General features: G+C 38.5%; 20 protein-coding genes and 1 riboswitch. Of the genes, 8 read left to right on the forward strand and 12 right to left on the reverse strand.

Features of this window, described 5'->3' with window-relative positions; translation table 11 throughout:
• The first annotated feature begins 87 nt into the window (after positions 1-87).
• Positions 88-960 carry an AraC family transcriptional regulator gene (locus tag WQ54_RS02935; protein ID WP_046511881.1) on the forward strand — a complete coding sequence of 291 codons (873 nt, stop codon included), beginning with the start codon at positions 88-90 and terminating at the stop codon, positions 958-960.
• 2 nt (positions 961-962) lie between these two features.
• Here the strand turns inward: WQ54_RS02935 and WQ54_RS02940 are convergent, their stop codons facing one another.
• Complete coding sequence (locus WQ54_RS02940; protein WP_046511885.1) at positions 963-2,720, reverse strand: alpha-glycosidase; 1,758 nt, start codon at positions 2,718-2,720, stop codon at positions 963-965.
• 159 nt (positions 2,721-2,879) lie between these two features.
• Between WQ54_RS02940 and WQ54_RS02945 the strand changes: the two genes are divergently transcribed.
• Positions 2,880-4,385 (forward strand): alpha-amylase family glycosyl hydrolase, encoded by a 1,506-nt coding sequence (locus WQ54_RS02945; protein ID WP_046511887.1) that lies wholly within the window; start codon positions 2,880-2,882, stop codon positions 4,383-4,385.
• A gap of 63 nt (positions 4,386-4,448) precedes the next feature.
• On the opposite strand, the gene WQ54_RS02950 is transcribed toward WQ54_RS02945, so the two are convergent.
• From WQ54_RS02950 to WQ54_RS02970, 5 genes are all read right to left on the reverse strand, one after another.
• Positions 4,449-4,883 carry a MarR family winged helix-turn-helix transcriptional regulator gene (locus WQ54_RS02950; RefSeq protein WP_046511890.1) on the reverse strand — a complete coding sequence of 145 codons (435 nt, stop codon included), beginning with the start codon at positions 4,881-4,883 and terminating at the stop codon, positions 4,449-4,451.
• A 118-nt stretch (positions 4,884-5,001) separates the two neighbouring features.
• Positions 5,002-5,628 (reverse strand): FMN-dependent NADH-azoreductase, encoded by a 627-nt coding sequence (locus WQ54_RS02955; RefSeq protein ID WP_046511892.1) that lies wholly within the window; start codon positions 5,626-5,628, stop codon positions 5,002-5,004.
• A gap of 363 nt (positions 5,629-5,991) precedes the next feature.
• Positions 5,992-6,864 carry an SDR family oxidoreductase gene (locus tag WQ54_RS02960; protein ID WP_084821803.1) on the reverse strand — a complete coding sequence of 291 codons (873 nt, stop codon included), beginning with the start codon at positions 6,862-6,864 and terminating at the stop codon, positions 5,992-5,994.
• 322 nt (positions 6,865-7,186) lie between these two features.
• Positions 7,187-10,609, reverse strand: a complete 3,423-nt coding sequence (gene metH, locus WQ54_RS02965; RefSeq protein ID WP_046511896.1) for a methionine synthase — start codon at positions 10,607-10,609, stop codon at positions 7,187-7,189.
• The gene (locus WQ54_RS02970) at positions 10,602-12,455 is read right to left on the reverse strand and encodes a bifunctional homocysteine S-methyltransferase/methylenetetrahydrofolate reductase (RefSeq protein ID WP_046511899.1); all 1,854 of its coding nucleotides are present in this window, start codon (positions 12,453-12,455) and stop codon (positions 10,602-10,604) included. The genes metH and WQ54_RS02970 overlap by 8 nt, the downstream gene beginning before the upstream one ends.
• Positions 12,456-12,855: 400 nt before the next feature.
• Positions 12,856-12,937, reverse strand: a riboswitch (SAM riboswitch).
• A gap of 28 nt (positions 12,938-12,965) precedes the next feature.
• On the opposite strand from WQ54_RS02970, the gene WQ54_RS35560 reads away from it, so the two are divergent.
• Positions 12,966-13,019 (forward strand): hypothetical protein, encoded by a 54-nt coding sequence (locus WQ54_RS35560; protein WP_369094754.1) that lies wholly within the window; start codon positions 12,966-12,968, stop codon positions 13,017-13,019.
• Positions 13,020-13,332: 313 nt separating this feature from the next.
• Here WQ54_RS35560 and WQ54_RS02975 read toward each other — a convergent pair whose 3' ends face one another.
• Positions 13,333-13,824 (reverse strand): YajQ family cyclic di-GMP-binding protein, encoded by a 492-nt coding sequence (locus WQ54_RS02975; RefSeq protein WP_046511902.1) that lies wholly within the window; start codon positions 13,822-13,824, stop codon positions 13,333-13,335.
• Positions 13,825-14,095: 271 nt separating this feature from the next.
• Between WQ54_RS02975 and WQ54_RS02980 the strand changes: the two genes are divergently transcribed.
• Together WQ54_RS02980 and WQ54_RS02985 are read left to right on the forward strand one after the other, a co-directional pair.
• Entirely contained in the window at positions 14,096-14,956 is an 861-nt protein-coding gene (locus WQ54_RS02980; protein ID WP_046511905.1) for a S1 RNA-binding domain-containing protein, read from the forward strand.
• A gap of 196 nt (positions 14,957-15,152) precedes the next feature.
• Positions 15,153-15,332 carry a hypothetical protein gene (locus WQ54_RS02985; protein ID WP_046511907.1) on the forward strand — a complete coding sequence of 60 codons (180 nt, stop codon included), beginning with the start codon at positions 15,153-15,155 and terminating at the stop codon, positions 15,330-15,332.
• Between the two features lie 62 nt (positions 15,333-15,394).
• Here WQ54_RS02985 and WQ54_RS32370 read toward each other — a convergent pair whose 3' ends face one another.
• Both WQ54_RS32370 and WQ54_RS02990 read right to left on the reverse strand, forming a co-directional pair.
• On the reverse strand, positions 15,395-15,526 hold the full coding sequence (locus WQ54_RS32370) for a DUF3941 domain-containing protein (RefSeq protein ID WP_084821804.1): 132 nt from the start codon (positions 15,524-15,526) through the stop codon (positions 15,395-15,397).
• 684 nt (positions 15,527-16,210) lie between these two features.
• Positions 16,211-17,068, reverse strand: coding sequence for a DegV family protein (locus WQ54_RS02990; protein WP_046511912.1), 858 nt, complete (start codon positions 17,066-17,068; stop codon positions 16,211-16,213).
• Between the two features lie 315 nt (positions 17,069-17,383).
• Here WQ54_RS02990 and WQ54_RS02995 point away from each other — a divergent pair, with 315 nt between their 5' ends.
• Positions 17,384-18,226: a YitT family protein gene (locus tag WQ54_RS02995; RefSeq protein WP_046511916.1), complete on the forward strand. Its 843-nt coding sequence runs from the start codon at positions 17,384-17,386 to the stop codon at positions 18,224-18,226.
• Positions 18,227-18,238: 12 nt separating this feature from the next.
• Positions 18,239-18,712: a BsuPI-related putative proteinase inhibitor gene (locus WQ54_RS03000; protein WP_046511919.1), complete on the forward strand. Its 474-nt coding sequence runs from the start codon at positions 18,239-18,241 to the stop codon at positions 18,710-18,712.
• A 59-nt stretch (positions 18,713-18,771) separates the two neighbouring features.
• On the opposite strand, the gene WQ54_RS03005 is transcribed toward WQ54_RS03000, so the two are convergent.
• From WQ54_RS03005 to WQ54_RS03010, 3 genes are all read right to left on the reverse strand, one after another.
• Positions 18,772-18,966, reverse strand: coding sequence for a DUF3813 domain-containing protein (locus tag WQ54_RS03005; RefSeq protein WP_046511922.1), 195 nt, complete (start codon positions 18,964-18,966; stop codon positions 18,772-18,774).
• Positions 18,967-19,116 (reverse strand): hypothetical protein, encoded by a 150-nt coding sequence (locus tag WQ54_RS34185; RefSeq protein WP_197089524.1) that lies wholly within the window; start codon positions 19,114-19,116, stop codon positions 18,967-18,969. It lies immediately after the preceding gene.
• A 107-nt stretch (positions 19,117-19,223) separates the two neighbouring features.
• Entirely contained in the window at positions 19,224-20,036 is an 813-nt protein-coding gene (locus WQ54_RS03010; RefSeq protein WP_046511925.1) for a Cof-type HAD-IIB family hydrolase, read from the reverse strand.
• Between the two features lie 295 nt (positions 20,037-20,331).
• Here WQ54_RS03010 and WQ54_RS03015 point away from each other — a divergent pair, with 295 nt between their 5' ends.
• The gene (locus tag WQ54_RS03015) at positions 20,332-21,099 is read left to right on the forward strand and encodes a prolyl oligopeptidase family serine peptidase (protein ID WP_046511928.1); all 768 of its coding nucleotides are present in this window, start codon (positions 20,332-20,334) and stop codon (positions 21,097-21,099) included.
• The last annotated feature ends 57 nt before the right edge of the window (positions 21,100-21,156 follow it).

Below are 21,156 nucleotides of genomic sequence, written 5' to 3' on the forward strand. Positions count from 1 at the left end.
CCTACTTAGTTTACAGACGTTGTTGTATAATAGAAAGAGAGTATAACGACAACTTTTGGAGAAATACGACTATAAGGGAGATACCAGATGGCATACATTGCATTTAGGGTTCCTCCGTTTCCCACCTTAATTAAAGGAGGATATGCGGTATTTGAAAAAGGAGCCAAGCACTTTAAGAGGGTATTTACAGTGTTTGATCTGATTTATGTGAAGTCAGGTGAATTATATATTACCGAGGATCAAACCCCTTATACTGTTGGTGAGGGGCAATACATTATTTTAGTGCCGGGTTTTGAACATTTTGGGCATAAAGAATGTCATGTGAAGACGGAATATTATTGGCTGCATTTTATGATTCCTTTAGATTACGAGCTTGTAGAAGAAGGCATTGAGAATTGGGCGGATATTCAAGTATCAGAGGGTGATTTTGTTACGCCGGCATCCTATCGCTTTTGCCTTCCAAGTTTTGGAGAAACACAGAATATAAAGTTCGTAGAAAACCTATTTGATCATTTAATGAGCATGGACCATCAAACCCCTGATTATCAGCTAAGACAACAGCTGTATTTTCAAGAATTTCTCCTCCATTTGCAAAAGGAGGCATGTAAAATTCCTTCTGCTGCAGAGCGTGTTGTTGAAGAAACAGTTAAATATATTCAAGAAAATTTTAAAGAGGAAATCAAAATGGAGGCTATTGCAAATACTCTTCATTTTCACCCAGATTATATCACGCGATGTATGCAAAAAGTCATTGGTGTCACGCCAAATATGTATTTAAATCAATATCGAATGAACCAAGCGAAAAAATTGCTGGCCACGACTGATGATAAAGTGGCAAACATCTCCCAGGAAGTAGGGATTATCGATTCAACCTATTTCTCAAAACTCTTTAAAAGAATTGAGGGCCTAAGCCCTCTTGAGTACAGGAAAGTGATTCATAGAAGACAACAAAGAAGTTGAAATTATTTTGTGATAAGCAAAAATGTAAAATCATAGGGCTCCAGTGTGACAGAAAGCTGGCTGGCATGTGCTGCAAACTCTTCCATCCTCCATAGATCGAGGATGGTTTTATCATGTAAATCCAGAGGCAGGGGAAGAGTCTGCTTTGAAGGATGATTATTCATAACCGCAATAAATAACTGATGCTCATTTTCTTTACTATAGCAGAGATAATTTCGTTCATTGTCAGCTGCTAAGATTCTAAATGTTCCATCATTTGCCAGAATAGGGTAGCTTTTTCTCAAGTGGATCAGCTTTTTAAAAAAATTCAGCATGTCATGATCCAGATGTTCTGCTTCCCACACCATGCACTTTCTGCAGCCGGGATCCTGCTCACCTGTCAGGCATATCTCATCCCCATAGTAAATAGAGGGGGAGCCAAGAAAGCTGAGCTGGAAGGCAGTCAAAAGCTTTACCTTTTGTCTATTCATTCGCGCAAGATTTAATAGTCGGGGGGTATCATGGCTCCCGACTAAATTAAATGCAGCCTCATGTACAAGTTTTGGGTATTGATGAAGGCTGTTTTGCAGATCGTGACTAAATTGTTCAGCACCCATCGCATCGTAAGCAAAAAAGCGCAGAAGATGGTTTGCTAACGGATAATTCATGACCGCATCAAATTGATCGCCTGCAAGCCAAGGCAAAGCATCATGCCAAACCTCGCCTACTAGATAAACATCTTTATTAATAGTTTTTACTGCTTGCCTAAAATCCCGCCAAAACTGATGATCGATTTCGTTTGCTACGTCTAATCTCCAGCCGTCGATTCCAAACTCCCGAACCCAATATTGTCCAACCTCCAGCAAATACTTTCTTACCTCTGGATGCTGGGTATTTAGTTTTGGCATTTTCTTTTCAAATGCAAAGGTATGATAGTTTGGCTCGTCATCATAAGATAGGGACGAAAAATGAAACCAATCCTTATACTGGGATGCATCCCGGTTTTTTAAAGCATCTTGAAAGGGTGGAAACTCCTCACCGCAGTGATTGAATACAGCATCAAGCATAACCCTTATCCCGCGTTTATGACATTCGGAAATCAAGCGTTTAAATGTGGCCTTATCGCCAAATTGCGGATCGATTTCCATATAATCAATCGAATCATATTTATGATTCGATCGAGCTTTAAAAATAGGAGTAAAATAAATTCCATTTATCCCTAAATCAACTAAATAATCAAGCCGCTTGATTATCCCTTCAAAATCCCCGCCAAATATCGTGGAAGCTGTTGGTTCTGTACTATTCCAAGGCAGTGTTCCATGCGGATCATTTTCAGGATTTCCATTTGCAAATCGATCAGGAAAAATTTGATACCAAATCGTGCTCTTCACCCAATCTGGAGCGGTAAACCGATCTGAAGGGTGATGAAATGGAAAGCAAAAATAGGCAGAAAAATCCTCATGGACGGTATCACTAAATCCTTTTTCTGTGAAAAACAGCTCTTGTTCATGATTTTTTAAATGAAAGGCATAACGCATTCGGCGCTGAGGCGGAATGACATCAATAGTCCAATAATCAAATAAATCATCATTACCGCTCTTTTGCATGTCAACAGTAATATGCTTCCAACGATAATCTTCAAACTCAAAGGGATCGCCATAATAAAGGGTAACAGAATGTATGTCGTTTCGTTTTGCCTTTAACTGAATATGCAGGGCATTTTCATCAATAGCATAGGCAAACTGATTTTTCGGTCGATGGTAAATGGCCTCTTTAAACATAGATTCCTCCTTTATAAGCCTTTCATAGATTTTAAACTATCAATAGAATGGACAAATATTTAGAAAAATAACCAATTTCCGTTTGACGATTGCTAAGTGAAAGCGCTACTCTAAAGATTAGAGTGAAAAAACCTTGAGTTTAGGAGGAACGGAGATTAAATGGTTAGAAAGGCATTCATTCGATTACTCATTCCGTTTCTTCTTTTTTACGCCTTACCAGTAAGTGCAGATGAAAAAGGAGAACATCCATGGCGGGAGGAAATTGTTTATTACATAGTTGTCGATCGTTTTCATAACGGTAATCCCCATAATGACGGGAATGATCGGAATCCGCAGGATCCCTCTGCCTATCATGGCGGAGACTTTGAAGGGGTCATAAAAAAGCTTGATTATCTTAAAGAAATGGGTTTTACCACAATAGCTCTATCATCCGTTATGGCTAGTGAGGATTATACTGGAAATCTAGTTGTAAACCATGAAGAGGTAGAAGAACATTTTGGAAGCATGGCAGATCTCCAGCGGTTGGTTGATGAAGCACATAAACGAGATATGAAGATTATCTTAGAGTTTGTCGCTAATCATGTTGGACCGAACCATCCTTGGAATGAGGATGAGGGGAAGAAGCAATGGTTTCATCAAAAAGTCGAATTAACAGATGGTAATAATCAGGAAAATCGTCTAAATGGTTGGGTTAACGGATTACCCGATCTTGCGACTGAAAATGAAGAAACGAGAGATTATTTAATTGAAACTGCTGCGTGGTGGCTCGAGGAAACAAACGCAGATGGTTTTTACATCAATCAACCTGATACGATTGAAACAGAATTTTGGCAGCAATTTCACAAGGAGATGAAAAAGGTAAACAACGATGCTTATTTAATAGGTTCTTTGCTAGACTCAAACAATGAATCCATGTACCTTGAGTCAGGTTTTGATTCGATTTTAAATAAACGATTTTTTCAAGAAGCATCAGACATGTTTGCAAATGTTGACCAGCCTTATACTGAACTTACAGATATTGTAGGGAATTCATCACCTGCACTTACAACTTATATTGATAACGACAATACCGTCCGTTTTACGAAAAAATCAGTTGAAAATAACCAGCATCCAGGCATTCGCTTAAAAATGGCTCTATCCTATATGTACATGATACCTGGAACACCTTTTGTTTATTATGGTACAGAAATAGCGTTAAATGGAGGAGAACCTCCTGCAAATCGCCCGCTTATGAACTTTCAGTCTGATGAGGAATTGATTGATTATATCAGTAAGCTAGCAAAGGTTCGCAGCAGCCTGCCAGTCCTGACTAAAGGGGATTATCAGGTCTTGTATGAAAAAGAAGGTATGCTCATTTTTACGCGAACATTTGAAGACGAAACAGTTATTGTAGCGATGAACAATACATCGGCTTCCCAAAAGATCGTGATCCCTGAAGCTGATATTGCTGAAAATAAAGAGCTTCAAGGGTTATTAACGGGTGATACATTTGAAGAAGAAGATGGGAAATATGAGTTTATACTTGATCGCGAAATCGCTGAGGTCTATGAGGTAAACGAAAAAAAAGGATTGAATCTGCCGTTAATTAGTGTGTTTATCCTTGTACCCGTTTTGTTTATTCTGTTTTTAGTGCTGGCAAATAAGCGTGGAAAAAGAAAAGTGTAAAGGAAAAGAGCTGATCAGGTTGGTCAGCTCTTTTTGATGATCACTTAAGTTTAAAAAAGGAGATCAAGAAGGTTTGTTTAAATTTTCTCTCATCCTCGAGAGGATGTTTCGAAGCTGCCGCAATTCTTCCTCAGAGATATTTTTGCAAAGTGTCTCATGGAATGATTCAGCGATTGGAATAATTTGCTGGCTTAATTGCCGTCCAGCTTCTGTTAAATATAATCGCTGAATACGGCGGTCCTTTGCACAATTTACCCTGTCTATAAACCCTTTTTGTTCAAGACCTTGAGACATTCTTGCGATATTTGTTTTATCCTTGTCCAGCTTTTCTGCAACCTCATTTTGACTAAGGCCGTCTTGTTTCCAGAGCAGCATCATAATTAAATTTTGTTCTGGTGCAAGATTAAAAGGGGCCAGTTTACTTTTAATATAGCTTGTAAAAATTAAATCGGACTGATGGATATATATACTGATATAGTCATCTAGTGCTAGGTTCATTTTATCTAAACTCCCAATTATTGTCTTAGGATAAGTTTAGATTGAAGCCATCATAATGTCAATTTGCCTGAAGAAAATGAAAAAAAAGGCTAACCTTTTGATTAGCCTCAAAACAACTTTAGAATGTATGTGCTGCAGCTGCTGCTTCTCTAAGTCCGCTTTTAATCATTTCACTTGCTTTTTCCGGGAATTGATTATGACCTTCAATAATGATTTTGGTCAAATTATGAATGCCAAAGAAATCAACCATTGTCGTTACATAGTTAACCGCCATTTCTTTTGAAGCAGCAGGCCCTTCAGAATAGATACCCCCTCTAGCATTAAGGAGAACAACCTTTTTGTCAGAAAGTAACCCGACCGGGCCTTCCGTTGTATATTTAAACGTGGTTCCAGCTTGTGCAAGATAATCCATATAAGTATGAAGTACTGCTGGAACAGTAAAGTTCCATAGCGGGAAGGCAATCACAATTTTGTCTGCTGCAAGAAACGGATCTAAATACTTTTTAACTATATTTGTTGCAGCTTGTTCCTCTGGAGTCAGCGCAAACCCCTTGCCTAATTTGAACATACCATTGATCATATCCGTGCTGTAGTATGGTAAATTCTCTTCGAATAAATCAAGCTCTATGATTGTATCTTCAGCATGTGACTCTTTATAGCTTTGCAAGAAAGCGTCATATAATTGGACACTAACAGCCTGTGCCGCAGGGCGTGAATTTGCTTTAATAAATAATACGTTTGACATCAAATATCCTCCAATTTTTAGTTGTATTAGCAACTTTTTGATTTTTTCCCAGATATGTTTAATTATTTATTGTTGCTATAGCAACTACGATGCGTTACTGTTTCATATAAACGACATTAACGATAAAAAAAGTTGCTATACATACTATTTTTCATTTTATGAAATCACTTAGCTATTGTCAATTCATTGATATGTGTCGCTTATAAGAAATAGTTTAATGGAAAGGAGAAAGGAAGTATTCATTTTATTGAAGGATATTTTATCATAATTTTGTCGTAAGACCTTTGATGTAGTTTTATTTGGGGAAATTGGGCTGCTCCAAAAAAGATCATTTCCTTTTGAAACAGCCTCTTGTCATCCTTATTACCCGTTAATAACCTTCCCGCCATTTACATGAAGGGTTTGTCCAGACATATATGAAGAATCATCACTTGCCAAGAACACATAAGCTGGCGCTAATTCTTCAGGTTGTCCTGGTCGTTTCATTGGTGTATCAGCACCAAATGTGGCAACTTGATCGGCCGGGAAGGTTGACGGAATTAATGGAGTCCAAATTGGACCTGGTGCCACTGCGTTGACACGGATCCCTTTGCTCGCTAATGAAAGGGATAGAGATCTAGTAAAGGATGTAATCGCACCCTTTGTAGATGAATAATCAATCAGCTGAGGGTTACCGGCATAAGCAGTGATCGATGCTGTGTTAATAATTGCACTACCACCTTTTAAATGAGGAAGTGCAGCTTTTGTTAAATAGAAGAAAGAAAAGATATTGGTTCGGAATGTTCGTTCAAGCTGCTCGCTTGTAATATCTTCAATGCCTTTTTGCGGATGCTGTTCAGCAGCATTGTTTACTAAAATATCGATTTTTCCAAAAGCATTAACTGCTTCTGAGACAATTTGCTGGCATACTGATTCATCACCAATATCCCCAGAAACAAGCAGGCATTTTTGTCCTTGTTCCTCAACATGCTGTTTCGTTTCTTCCGCATCCTTTTGTTCATTTAAATAGGAAATCACAACATCTGCGCCTTCTTTTGCAAAAAAGACGGCAACAGCTCGTCCGATCCCGCTGTCTCCTCCAGTAATAATTGCAACCTTGTTTTTTAGCTTTCCGCTGCCAGTATAGGTTTTATCTTCAAATGCAGGAGCAGGATTCATCATATCCTCATGACCTGGCTGCACGTTCTGATGCTGTGGCGGCATCGTTTGTTTCGGTTGGTTTTGATTGTTGCTCAAATTGATTACCTCCTAAATGGAATTCGATTTTTGTAGTATGTGAAAATGCGGTTGAAAGTATGTTTTTCTGGAATGGTTTTGATATTCCCTCAAAATGGTAAGAATAAACGTCTTATTGAAGATAGGAGGATTAAATTAGGATTAACCCGGGTATGAAGTCCAAAACCTGGTGAGGAAGGGAAGGAAAAGTCCGTGAACCCCGATATGAAGGCCAAATCCAATTTAGAAGGAGTCCTTCTTCGTCCAAATGGAACAATTCCAGTAAATGCAGCAATACAAAAAAGCCCTCTGAAACAATAGGTTTCAGGGGGCTTACTCTATTTTACATAACATTAAAATATTTCGCATCTGGATGTGAAACAACAATAGCTGTAACAGAGGCTTCTGGCTCCATCATAAAGCCTTCTGTTAATTGAATGCCGATATCTTCCGGTCGTAATAAGTTAAAGAGTTTTTCTTGGTCTTCCAGGTCCGGGCAAGCAGGATAGCCGAATGAATAGCGTTGACCCTGGTACTTGGCAGAGAAGCGCTGATCCATTGTGAAGTCGGGTGCATCAGGGAAGCCCCAACGGTCTCGAATGAGTTGATGTGTTCGTTCTGCCAATCCTTCAGCAAGCTCTAAGGCAAGTGCTTGAACCGCATGGCTTTTTAAATAGTCACCTTGTTCTTTAAAGCCTTGTGCCAGCTCGCGAATTTGGCTTCCGGCTGTAACAGCAAACATTGCGACATAATCATAGCCATCTTCCTGTTTAGGACGTACATAGTCTGAAATACAGCGATACGGCATTTTTTCCTGTCTTGGGAAATCAAATGTTTGCAAAATAGTAGCCGTATTATTTGGATCTAGTATATGCAATTTGTTCCCTTCACTATAAGATGGGAAAAATTGATAAGCAGCAGCTGGCTTAAACCATTGTTTTTTTGCCCCATCTTTCAGCAATTCCTTAATTAGTTCGACTAGTTCCACCGCTTTTGGATCTTTCTTTTTCACTAATTCTTTGACCTTTCCTTTTAATCCAAGGTGATGGCCAATCAACATTTGCATGTTCACATAGGGGATAATTTGCGTTAGCTCAATATCCTTCAGAATGTGACGCTTTGTATCAACCGGAGTGAAGATGGGTGCTTCATTTAGGTTGCTGCGTTTTTCTAAAAGCTCGGCAACAGCCTGTGTCGGTGCAGCCTTTGGTTTGGCTTCTTCTGTCACAGCAGCTTCTTTTTCAGCAAATAGCTCCGGTGTTGTTCGTAATTGATTCGCTAACGATAGACCATCCATCGCATCCTTAGCATAAACAACAGGTCCACTATACTGCGGGGCTATTTTCATTCTTGTAAATTTCCTAGAAAGGGCAGCACCGCCGACTAGAATCGGAAGATTGCAATTTGCTTCATGCAAGTCTTGAGCAGTAATCACCATTTGCTGAGCGGATTTTACTAAAAGACCTGATAATCCGATCAGATCAGGCTTTTCATCCTTGACGGCTTGGATCAGGGTTTGTGGTGTTACCTTAATGCCAAGATCAACAACCTTATAGCCGTTATTGCTTAAAATAATATCCACGAGGTTTTTACCGATATCGTGAACATCACCTTTTACGGTTGCAAGTAATATTTTCCCTTTTCCACTGTCATCTTTTTTCTCCATAAACTGCTCTAAAAAGGATACGGATGCTTTCATGACTTCAGCACTTTGCAGTACTTCGGCAACAATAAGTTGATTGTCATTAAATAACGCACCGACCTCAGCCATTCCAGCCATAAGCGGCCCATTAATAATTGATAGAGGTTCTGGATACTTTTTAAGTGCTAATTCTAAATCGGGTATAAGTCCTTCTTTCGTTCCTTCCACGATATAAGAGGCAAGCCGTTCTTCTAGAGTAAGATTTTGAACAGGCTTTTTGTCCTCCTTTTTCTTGCCGCGATAGAAATTCGTAAACGTTGCTAATGTTTCATCTGTTGTTTTAAACAATAGATCTTCTGCCATCTGAATTTCCTCTTTAGGAATCGAGGCAAAACGCTCTAGTTTTTCCGTGTTAACGATCGCATAGTCAAGCCCTGCTTGTGTGCAGTGGTATAAATAAACGGCATTTAATACCTCGCGTCCAACAGGGGGGAGACCGAAGGAAACGTTACTAACCCCTAGGATGGTTAAGCATTCCGGCAGGCGTTCCTTAATTAGCTGAATGCCGCGAACCGTTTCATTAGCAGATCCAATATACTGTTCATCACCGGTTCCAACCGGGAATACAAGCGGATCAAATATTAAATCACTAGCTTTTAAACCATGTTTTTTGACAAGAAGGTCATGTGAGCGAATCGCCACTTCAAGCTTCTTTTCAGCAGTAAGCGCCATGCCATCTTCATCAATCGTCCCAACAACTAACGCACCGCCATATTTTTTGATAAGCGGAACAATCGCATCAAAACGTTCTTCACCATCTTCAAGGTTAATAGAATTGATAATTGCTTTACCCTGAGAATATTTTAATGCCCGTTCGATTACATTTTCATCTGTTGAGTCAATCACAAGCGGGGCCTTTACTTTTTTAACAACCTCTTGAATAAATGCTTCCATGTCTTCAAGCTCATCCCGATCTGGGTCTGCTAAGCAAATGTCGATAACATGTGCCCCATTTTTCACCTGTGCTCTGGCAATCTCTGAAGCTTCTTCAAATTTTTGTTCAGCAATCAATCGTTTGAATTTACGAGAGCCGATAACATTTGTCCGTTCACCAACGAATAATGGACGCATACCCTCTTCATAAAGAAGCGCATCAATTCCTGAAACAGTATGACCGTTTGGAGCTTCCTCAATGCTGCGTGGTGCAATCGTAGATACGGCATCTGAAATGGCCTTAATATGTTCAGGTGTTGTTCCGCAGCATCCGCCTACTAAATTTAACCAGCCTTGTTCTGCAAATCCAACAAGCTTTTTCGCAAGTGATTCAGGTGATTCATGGTAGTTTCCTTCTTCATCAGGAAGCCCTGCATTTGGATAACAGCTTACGGCTGTGCTTGCTAAACCAGATAGTGTCCGAATATGGTCAGTCATAAATTCCGGACCGGTAGCACAGTTTAAGCCGACGGAAATTGGCTTCATATGTTCTAAGGAGACATAAAATGCTTCAATATCTTGTCCCGCTAATGTCGTTCCCATCGGTTCAATTGTTCCAGATACCATAAGCGGAAGTTCTTTCCCTGTTTGTTCAAAAGCTTTTTGGATCCCGATAAAACCAGCTTTTACATTTAGCATATCCTGGCTTGTTTCAAGGAGAAGGGCATCTGCGCCGCCGATGATTAATCCTCTGGCTTGTTCCTCGTAGTTATCGACTAAAGTATCAAATGTAGTTCCGCCAGTAACAGATAATGTTTTTGTTGTTGGACCCATTGCACCGGCAACAAATCTAGGTTTCTCAGGTGTTGAATATTTTTCAGCAGCCTTTTTTGCAAGTTTTGCCGCTTCAATATTTAGCTCGAGAGCAAGTGAGCCTAGTTCGTATTCATCTAAGACTAAACTGGTAGAACCGAATGTGTTTGTTGAAATAATATCTGAGCCTGCTTCCAGGTATGCTTCATGGATCTTTTCGATTGTTTTTGGAGCAGTTAATGTTAAATATTCATTACAGCCTTCATATTCTTCACCGCCAAAATCAGCAGGTGTGAGATTGGCATCTTGAATCATTGTCCCCATTGCACCGTCAAGTACAAGGATTCGTTTTTTTAGTTCATCCTTGATGCTACACATGTGTAATCTTCCTTTCAGCCAGTTGTTTTTCCTTCTCATGGATGTAATTAGTAAGCTCTACTGTAATATCGTATTGTAAAAATGGAGTAATTAAATAAATGCCATTAAATAAATCAAATGCTGTATCAATCAGATCCTTGGCAATGGCAATGCCTTCCTGCCTTGCTTTTTCTTTATCTGATCCAGCAGCAGCCATTTTTTCACGAATGGAATCTGATAATTTAATGCCTGGGATTTCATTATGAATGAATTCAGCGTTACGGCTTGATGTGAGCGGCATGATGCCAATATAGATCGGCGCCTTCAGCCCGCGTGTCGCTTCATAAACATCAATGATTTGCTGGTTTGAATAAAGCGGCTGTGAAATAAAATAATCTGCACCATGGGCAATTTTCTTTTCAAGCCTTACAACTGCTTTGTCTAAGTGGCGTACATTTGGATTAAAAGCAGCGGCAACTGAGAAATTTGTTTTCGCTCCTAATGGTTTTCCAGAATATGATACACCCTCATTAAATTGTTTAATTAAACTGATTAAATCAAATGATGATAAATCATAAACAGATGTTGCCCCAGGGAAATCACCGATTTTTGAAGGATCTCCAGTAATGGCTAATACGTCTGTTAATCCTAAAGAATGCAAGCCCATTAAATGTGATTGTAACCCAATTAGGTTCCGGTCACGACATGTAATGTGAATCAGCATTCTTCCGCCTGTTTTTTCTTTTGCTAGTATTCCAGCAGCCAAGTTGCTTATCCGCGGAGAGGCAAGCGAGTTATCAGCAAGGGTTAAGGCATCGATCCCAGCTTCATGCAATGCTTGTGCCCCATCAAGGAATACATTCATCCCGAGCTTTTTCGGCGGATCAAGCTCCACAATGACCGAACGTTTTTCCATAACGATATCTTCCAGAGGCGGAAGTGCTTCAGTATTTTTTGTAACAATCGTTTCTTGCTGTTGTTTTGGAGTTCTCACCTTTTTTTCAGTAACAGGAGCTAAATGGGAAACAGCCTCAGCCATTGCCTGAATATGCTTTGGTGTTGTACCGCAGCAGCCGCCTATTAGACGAACTCCTTGTTCTCTAAACTTTTGTGCGCTCTCTCTAAAATAGCCTTCATCAGATTCATAAACCAGGCGTCCTTCATTTAATGCAGGTAAGCTGCTATTTGGGAATACTGATAAATAGGCATGTTTGAGAAGCGGTACTTCCTCAAGAGATTGAATCATATGATAAGGCCCTAAATGACAGTTTAAGCCAATGACATTTGCACCTAGCTCCTCTAAAAGGGAAAAGGCCTTTGTTACGGTTGTTCCATCCTGCAGCACACCTGCTTCATGAAGGGATACATTCGCAATAATTGGTTTGGTTGTTTCCTTTTTTGCGATTTGCAGAACAATTTTCATTTCCTCTAGATCATAGTAGGTTTCTAATAAAATCCCGTCGACATCTTCATTTAGCAGAATAAAAAGCTGTTCTCTGAAGTTTCGCTTAATTTCTTCTAGAGTATGGGCACTCTTCTTAAAGGTACGAACCCCGCCAATGGTGCCAAAGACGTATGTTGAAGGTGATGCTGCACGTTTTGCAATTTCCACTGCTTGCTTATTAATTTGTCTAATGTCATCTTCTAAGCCATAACGTGAGAGTTTAATATCATTTGCTCCATATGTGTTTGTTTGGATAACATTTGCACCAGCTTGAATATAAGCTTGGTGAACACGAAGCACATCCTCAGGCTTTGAAAGATTTAATTCCTCAAAGCAGCGATCAACACCGTGGGAATAAAGCATTGTTCCCATTGCTCCGTCTCCAATTAAAATCTTTTTCTGTAAGTCTTCCAAAAAGCTCATTGAAAAAAGCCTCCGATCTGTTTAATAGTTTGTAAGGAATAGATGAATCGATCTCTAATAAAAAAAGCCTTCTTAAGCAGAAGACTGAATGATTCAAAGCTTCCCCTTATCTTTCAAGCATTTTACATGCTTAGCTGGAATTAGCACCTTGGCACTCGGAAGATCTTAACAGGGAAAGGTTGATTGTTTTAGAAAGTTGAAAGTAACGAATCCATCTTAATGTTGTTGGTTTTCTTTCAGCATCGGCAAGCTTTCGCTTGCCAGAGGCTTGATAGCAAGCCTTTTGAAAAATAATAAAAAATGCTTCGAACAAATAAAGGCGCTTAGTTCGATTCATTTTTTACTATTTTTCGGTGCTGAAAGAAAACAACTTTGGTTATTTTCGAACTTTGAGACAATCACCGTATCCATGGATCTTCACTCGTTGTTGACCGGTTGCTGAAGCTTCATAGGGCCAGTCCCTCAGCTTCTCTTGATAAGATATGAAATTAACATATTTACTTTAATATATTGAAAAGTGTTACAACTAATTTATCTAATATTATGAAAAATATCAATAGTTAAATGATTTTTTATTGAAAAACACAGATGGGAAAAGGTGGAATTGTTGTGTGTGAAGTAAAAAAAGGCAGTTCAACATGCATTGAAACTGCCTCAATTTTTTATGTGCAAATATTACTATTCAGATAGTTTTTGTGTCTAGCTCAAGGCGCCATTGGCGAAGCACAGGACGTGAAAGTGCAGTCAATGCGACAGGACGTCGCGTTTTTAACTGCCTCTAGGATCTAGCCAAATAGGAATTGAAGGTAAAGAACACCATCTATTCCTATTCGCCTTATGCTTGTCGCCGAATGCTTAGCGCCTTCCGCTTTTCTTATTAACGATAGTTGATAAACTGCACATCGATTGGCAGGTCTGCACCTTTGATTGCTGCAATTATTTGCTGGAGGTCGTCTCTGCTTTTTCCTGTTACACGGATTTGATCATCTTGGATTTGTGATTTGACCTTCAATCCTGTGTTTTTAATGATTGTATTGATTTTTTTTGCGTTTTCTTTATCAATGCCGGAAACTAATTCTGCTCTTTGTCGAACAGTGCCGCCTGTTGCATTCTCGATTTTTTTATAGGAAATATTTTTTATTGGAACATTCCGTTTGATTAGCTTTGAAATAAGAACATCTTTTAATTGCTCAAGCTTGTACTCATCATCAGAGACTAAAACAAGTTCTTCTTTCTCTAATGTAATATTGCTTTTACTTCCTTTAAAATCATAGCGAGTGGCAATTTCTTTCATTGCAATATTAATTGCATTTGAAACTTCAGGAAACTCAACTTTGGAAACAATATCAAATGAACTATCTTTCGCCATATTCATCCTCCTTTACGTATATAATATGGTTAAATTATAGTAAAATAAGACAATGATCACAACTTTTTACAACACAAAACGATACTTGTGTTTTGTAATGGATATGATTAAGATGAGAGATTAGGTCACGTTTTACTTTAGCTATGTTAAAGCTTATAGTTGATTTTGCCGCTATTGCCAGACACCTGCGGAAAAAGCAGAGCTTTTAAAGGAAATCAACAGGCAAGCTTAACAGAGCCTTTTACTTAAAGAAGAAAGGATCGATATAAAGATGATGCCAGGTACTTTTGCAACATTAATAATAGATGAGAAGGTCGACTTTGGTTACTTTTTAACGGATGGAAAAGAGCGTGTGCTTTTACATCATAATGAAGTGATTGGAGAAATTGAAGTAGGTGAAGAGGTTGAGGTCTTTTTCGTATTAGATGCACAGGACCGCTTAGCTGCCACAATGAAAAAGCCATTTATAACAGAAGATACATATGCTTGGGTAACGGTAGTGGATGTAGTGGAGGAATTTGGAGCATTTGTTGATATTGGCTTAAGCAAGGATGCCCTTGTGGCTAGAGATCACCTTCCCTATTTACGTGAGGTTTGGCCGAATGCTGGTGATAAACTTTACTGTACATTAAAGGTTTCTGGAAATGGCCGCTTTTTTGCACGGCTTGCTACAGAGGAGATTGTTGAACCGCTTAGTAAAAAAGCTGATCGTTCCTTATTTAATAAAGAAGTAACAGGGACGGTTTACCGTATGATTGTTGCTGGTTCCTTTATCTTAACAGAAGAAGGGTATAAAGGGTTTATTCATTCTTCACAAAGAACGGTTGAGCCGCGTTTAGGAGAAACAGTAACGGGTCGTGTGATCGATGTGAAGCAGGATGGGACGATTAATGTTAGCTTGCTTCCGCGTAAGCATGAAGCTTTAGGCGGCGATGCTGAGAGAATTTATGGATATATGCAGGAAAGAGGCGGTGCTATGCCTTATACGGACAAAAGTGATCCCGAGGATATTAAAGAAAGATTTGGACTAAGCAAGGGGGCATTTAAACGTGCATTAGGCCATTTAATGAAACATGGCAGAATCTATCAGCAGGACGGTTGGTCATACTTTAAAGAAAAGAACGATCAATAAGGTTAAGCGATGGTTTGAGGCGATTTTAAAAACGGGAACAATCCAATTGAGAAAGCCTCAGACCATTTATTAATATGGAAGAAGCAGCCTTCAAAATCCTTGATCTTGACGATTTTATGACCTGCAAAATATACTATTTTTAGGGAAGTAAACTGGAAAAAATACTATATATAACAGACTAAAGGATTGGTATGGGATGGAAATAAAGGTTCTGGCAGAGGGAAACGGTGTACAAAATGAATTAGTCCTAACAAGGGAACAATATATTAATTTAAAAGATCGCAATTACTTTTCTTTTGGCAATAAAGTTTATCATTATATCAGGATGAATCTACAAATGAATTGCCTCACCATTTATGTGAGCCAAGAGAAATAAGGCAGAATAAATAAGAGGATGTCTTAAACTTTTAAAGGAAAGTTTTGAGACATCCTCTTTTATTATTTGTGATCCGTTCTCTTAGAATATTGATTTTCGCCCTGCTGGCGGCTTTTTTCGCGCATCATATTTTTTTCATGGCGTTTCGCGTTATTATCTTTTGCCTTTTTGTCATTATCACTTGTGTGCGGCATGATAAAGCTCCTTTCAAACGAATGTAGCTTTATTATGCCCATCTAAGGAAGAATGATGTATTAATTGAACAAGGGCTTTTCGTTTGTTTTCTAACGGTATTTTTGTCCTCAATGAGCACGATCAAGGACATTTCGTTAGTTTTCTTACGGTATTTTGTCATTCATGAGCATGATCAAGGACATTTCATTTGTTCTGTAACGGTATTTTGTTCTTCATGAGCATGATCAAGGACATTTCATTTGTTCTGTAACGGTATTTTGTTCTTCATGCACATGATCAAGGACATTTCATTTGTTCCGTAAAGGTATTTTGTCCTTCATGAGCATGATCAAGGACATTTCATTTGTTCTGTAACGGTATTTTGATCTTCATGCACATGATCAAGGACATTTCATTTGTTCTGTAACGGTATTTTGTTCTTCATGCACATGATCAAGGACATTTCGTTTGGTTTCTAACGGTATTTTGTCCTTCATGAGCATGATCAAGGACATTTCGTTTGGTTTCTAATGGTATTTTGTCCTTCATGAGCATGATCAAGGACATTTCGTTTGGTTTCTAACGGTATTTTGTCCTTCATGAGCATGATCAAGGACATTTCATTTGTTCTGTAACAGTATTTTGTCCTTCATGCACTGATCAAGGACATTTCATCTCTTCAGTTATGCTACTTTGTACTTTGTTCAGAGCTCATCATTTAAGAAGAAGATCGCAAGCGTGCCGGGACCTGCGTGTGCGCCTACAACCGCTCCAACATAATTGATATAAATCTCTTTTGGTGAAAATGCTTCTTCAATTAATGCCTTCATTTCATTTGCGGTTTTTTCGTCATCACCATGACTTATTGCGATCGTTTGATTTTGTAAGTTCACGCCGCGTTCTCGCATAATTTCAATCATCCGTTTAAATACCTTTTTACGGCCGCGAATTTTTTCTAGCGGAACAAGCTTTCCGTTCTCTACATGAAGCAAAGGTTTTATATTTAAAAGACCTCCGACAAAGGCAGATGCTTTGCTGATTCTTCCCCCGCGAGCTAAATATTCTAAATCATCCACTGTAAAAATATGCTCAATTTTTGAACAATAGCTTGTGACAGCTTCTTCAATTTCACTTAAAGATTTCCCTTTTTCTGATAACTCTTTTGCATATTTAACTGCAAGACCATGGCCAAGTGAGGCACACTTTGAATCAACAATAGAAAGCTTAAAGTCAGGATATTCTTCAAGCACCTCGTTGCGCATCATCATCGCCGTTTGATATGTACCGGAGAGCTCTGAAGAGAAAGCAACATAAAGGCTTGAAATTCCTTTGTTAGCAAGACTGGTAAATAGCTCTTTTATAAGGAGCGGGGATGCCTGTGATGTTTTGACAACCATTCCTTCTCTCATTGCATCATAAAGCTGCTTGGGTTTTATTTCCTTTTGATCAGCTAGTTGTTTTCCATTCATTTCTACGCTAAGGGGAAGGAATGATATGGAATGTTCTTCAAAATAGTTGATAGGCAAATCACATGCGCTATCTGCTATGATGTGTACATTCATTAAAACACCTCATTTGAGTAGATTTTTGGATTGATCTAGAAAAATTATGTTATATGTAAAATCCGTTTTAACTTAAAGGTCTTTTCTTTAGAGTAATGCTTATTAGCTGTTCTAAGCGCTTTCACTTTTAAAATTTAATGAAGATAGAATTGTTGTAATATCGGGTCTAACTCCCGCGCCAAGCCGCTAAAGGCACTTGCGCTTTTGTAATTAGTTTATCATGATCCGTTTAAAATACAATCTTTGTATTCATTTCTCATAAAAATGGGAACAACAAGGGTAAGGCATTAAGAATGCAAGGAGGGAATTTTATTCATGATAAAAGGTGAAACGAAAAAGATCATTGTTGTCCTTATTGGAGCATTATTAAATGCTATTGCTTTGAACCTGTTTTTAATACCGGCAAATGTATATTCAAGCGGTTTTACAGGAGTCTCTCAACTTTTGTCGAGCGTGATTGAGCAATATACTCCTTTTTATATTTCCACAGGTATTTTATTATTACTACTAAATATCCCGGTTGCCTTTTTAGGATGGAAAATGGTAGGGAAATCCTTTACCTTATATAGTTTCTTTAGCGTTGCAGCGACGACTGTGTTTTTAGAGTTTATTCCAATTCTATCTTTATCAGAAGATATCATCCTTAATGCTGTGTTTGGCGGTGTTATTCTTGCGATTGGTGTGGGGATCACCTTGAAATTTGGTGCTTCCACTGGCGGTCTGGATATTATCGCAATGATACTCTCTAGAATGAAGGATAAGCCTGTAGGAACTTACTTCTTTCTGTTAAATGCCATCATTATTTTAACAGCCGGACTTTTGTACGGGTGGGAAAAAGCCTTATATACCCTTGTAACCCTTTACGTAACAACAAGGGTTATTGATACAATACACACAAGGCATGTAAAGCTTACAGCGATGATCGTAACGAAAAAAGCAGATGAGCTTAAAAAGGCGATCCATTCTAAATTAGTAAGAGGAATTACCACCCTTCCTGCTAAAGGTGGTTTTACTAACGAACCCAAGGATATGTTAATTATTGTCTTAACTCGTTATGAATTGTATGATTTAGAGAGAATTATAAAGCAAGTAGATCCACATGCGTTTACAAATATTATTCAAACAACAGGAATATTCGGCTTCTTCAGGAAGGATTAATGAGGTGAATGAATGGGACGGTCTCTTTTGGCTTTTGGCATGGTTATTTTGTTATTGCTAGGTTGTGCAAATGGAAATGAGGAACCTGCAGGTACAATTGTTGAAGAAGGGGAGGAAGAAGTGGAAAAAAAAGAGCTTGATTTTAAAGTTGTCGTAAATCCCTTATCAAATCAAGTGGAATTTTTGATGACAGTAACAAATCATTCGACTGAAACGAAAAAACTTAAATTTTCTACAAGTCAAAAGTATGAAATCATTGTCAAGGATGCAAATGAACAAGAGGTGTATCGGTATTCTCAAGGGAAAATGTTTGCTCAGGTTATGGAAGATGCCTTAATTAAACCAGAAGAGAGCAAGCAATGGAATGAGGTATGGGATTTTAACAGCCAAGGGATTAAGCCTGGTAAATACGAAGCTGAACTAACAATTTTGGCACGTAATGAAGAAAAACTTGTTGAGACCGTATCCTTTCAAATACCTGAATAAACCTAAGGGTCTGGTCCCTTCAAACAAGATATTGTTGGAGGGATCAGACCCTTAGTTATCTAAATAGAATTAATTGTTTTTTGAAATTCTCGCAATTGTGCTCGTTCTGCATCTGTGCAATTCGTATACGCGGAGGATAACGCATTTTTTGCTTTTAAGATCGCTTCATATTTATCGCCTTGAACAGATCCACTTGCAATATTTGCTGCATATGCAACAGATTCTCGAGCTTGCTGGAACAATTGGTTGCCCATTTATATCCCTCCAAGGGTATCAATCGCTTTATTTGCTTGACGTTCTTCAGCTTCTGATAATGTTGTGTGGTAAGGGAACCTCTCATCGTGCTTAGTAACTGTATCTTTGCCTTGTTGAACAAAACGTCTGGATTTGTTACGTTTACCCATTGATAAAGCCCCCCTTTATAAATGGTGACGTTATTTAACGTCCATTTTATTTTGTGCGAAATAAAAAGATATATAAATGGCAAATTGTATCTGCATTGACACTGTTGCTAAAGGGATAAAACTTCCTTTAAATAAACCGCAATTCCATTCTCTTCATTTGTCTTTGTGACATGGCTAGCAATCGCCTTGAGTTCAGGAATGGCATTTCCCATTGCTACCCCATGTCCTGCATATTGAATCATTTCAAGGTCATTATCCTCATCACCAAAGGCAATAATTCTCTCTGATGGGATGTTATAATAGGCAGCGATCTTTTGTAAGCCAACTGCTTTATTTATTCCTGCTTTTATGATTTCAATAACATGCCATGGTGCGGCCCATCTTCTGTGATCAACAATTTCAGCATGAACCTCTGATAAATAGGTTCTGATTTTATCAACATCGTCTTCATCTGCATGGATGAGGATGCTTGTCACATCATCTCCAAGGCTTACACGTAAGTCCCCAATTTTAATATTAGGATTTCCCATGCTAAAAATATCTAAAAGCTTTTCATCATGATAATGGAAATACACATCATCTATTATTTCAGCGAGCATATTATGTATGCGATGCTTTTCTGCTGTCTCAATGATTTCTTTTACAACCTTTAGATCAAGTGTTTTGTGATAGGTTCCCCACTCATCATTTTTAGGATGATGGACAAATGCACCATTAAAATTAACAATCGGGGTGGTAAGTTGCAATTCATCGTAATAAATGGAGCTTGAACGAAATGGTCTTCCTGTCGCAATGCAGACGATATGCCCAGCTGCCATGGCCTTTTGAATAATTGCCTTTGAATCAGGTGAAATCGTCTTATCGTCCTTTAAAAGAGTACCGTCTAAGTCTAAAGCAATTAAGAAGGGTTTTGTTTCCATAAAGTCTCCTTTTCATTTTGGACAGATTTTGTTTAGCTTACGAAATCATACTATGATTGTACATTGATTATGCTATTGGCATCCAGCTCAGATGTACTGAACATGGTGCTTTTTTACCGCCAGCGACTGGCCCTTCTTTAATCTTGCCGCTCAGGATGGAAGACAAAGAACGTCTTTTATTCTGAAGGTCTGATCAAGGAGCTTCCGCTTTAGTATTAGTGTATCTTTTTTCCAAGTTTCATGTCTACATGTTACAATTAATTAGAGGCAAAATAGTAGGGAGGCGCGTTTTAACTTGGTAATTATTGAAAAAATAAATGTAGCAGACATTCCACTACTACATATTGTAAATGACTTAGATAAGGATAAAAAAACTCCTTTTGTTATTTTTGTCCATGGTTTTACGAGTGCAAAGGAAAACAATTTGCATTATGCTTATTATCTTGCTGAAAAAGGAGTCAGAGTGGTACTGCCTGAAGCAATGTACCATGGTGAGAGAAGTAAACAGCATGATACAAAGGAATTAAGCATAAGGTTCTGGAAAATTGTCTTAAATGAAATAAACGAAATCAATTTACTTAAAGAGCACTTTGAGGAGCGCGGTTTAATTGATAACCAACGAATTGGGGTAGCAGGTACCTCAATGGGCGGTATTGTTACTTTAGGTGCATTAACTCAATATAATTGGATAAAAGCAGCAGTAAGTCTAATGGGCAGTCCTTGTTATACCTTTCTTTTAAAGGATCAGCTATCAACTTTAGAGAAAAATGGTGTGGAATTGCCTTTGTCAAAGGAAGAAATCGCAGAACAGCTCTCGCTATTAGAGCCATACGATTTAAGCCTTCATAAAGATAAGCTGAAAAACCGGCCGTTATTATTTTGGCATGGAGAACGTGATCATGTAGTTCCATTTGCGCCTACCTTTCAATTTTATAAGGAATTGATTCCGATGTATGAAGAAACACCTGAAAAACTAAACTTCATTGCTGATCCGTTAGCAGACCATAAGGTTTCTCGCGAAGGGGTATCAGCGCTGGTGGAGTGGTTTGACCGCTATTTATAATAACTCCATTCAGGATTCAAGAGGCATATGCCTTTTAATCATGAGGTTTCTTTACTA

It is taken from the genome of Bacillus sp. SA1-12 (assembly GCF_000981385.1).
In the GTDB taxonomy this organism is placed as follows: domain Bacteria; phylum Bacillota; class Bacilli; order Bacillales; family Bacillaceae; genus Metabacillus.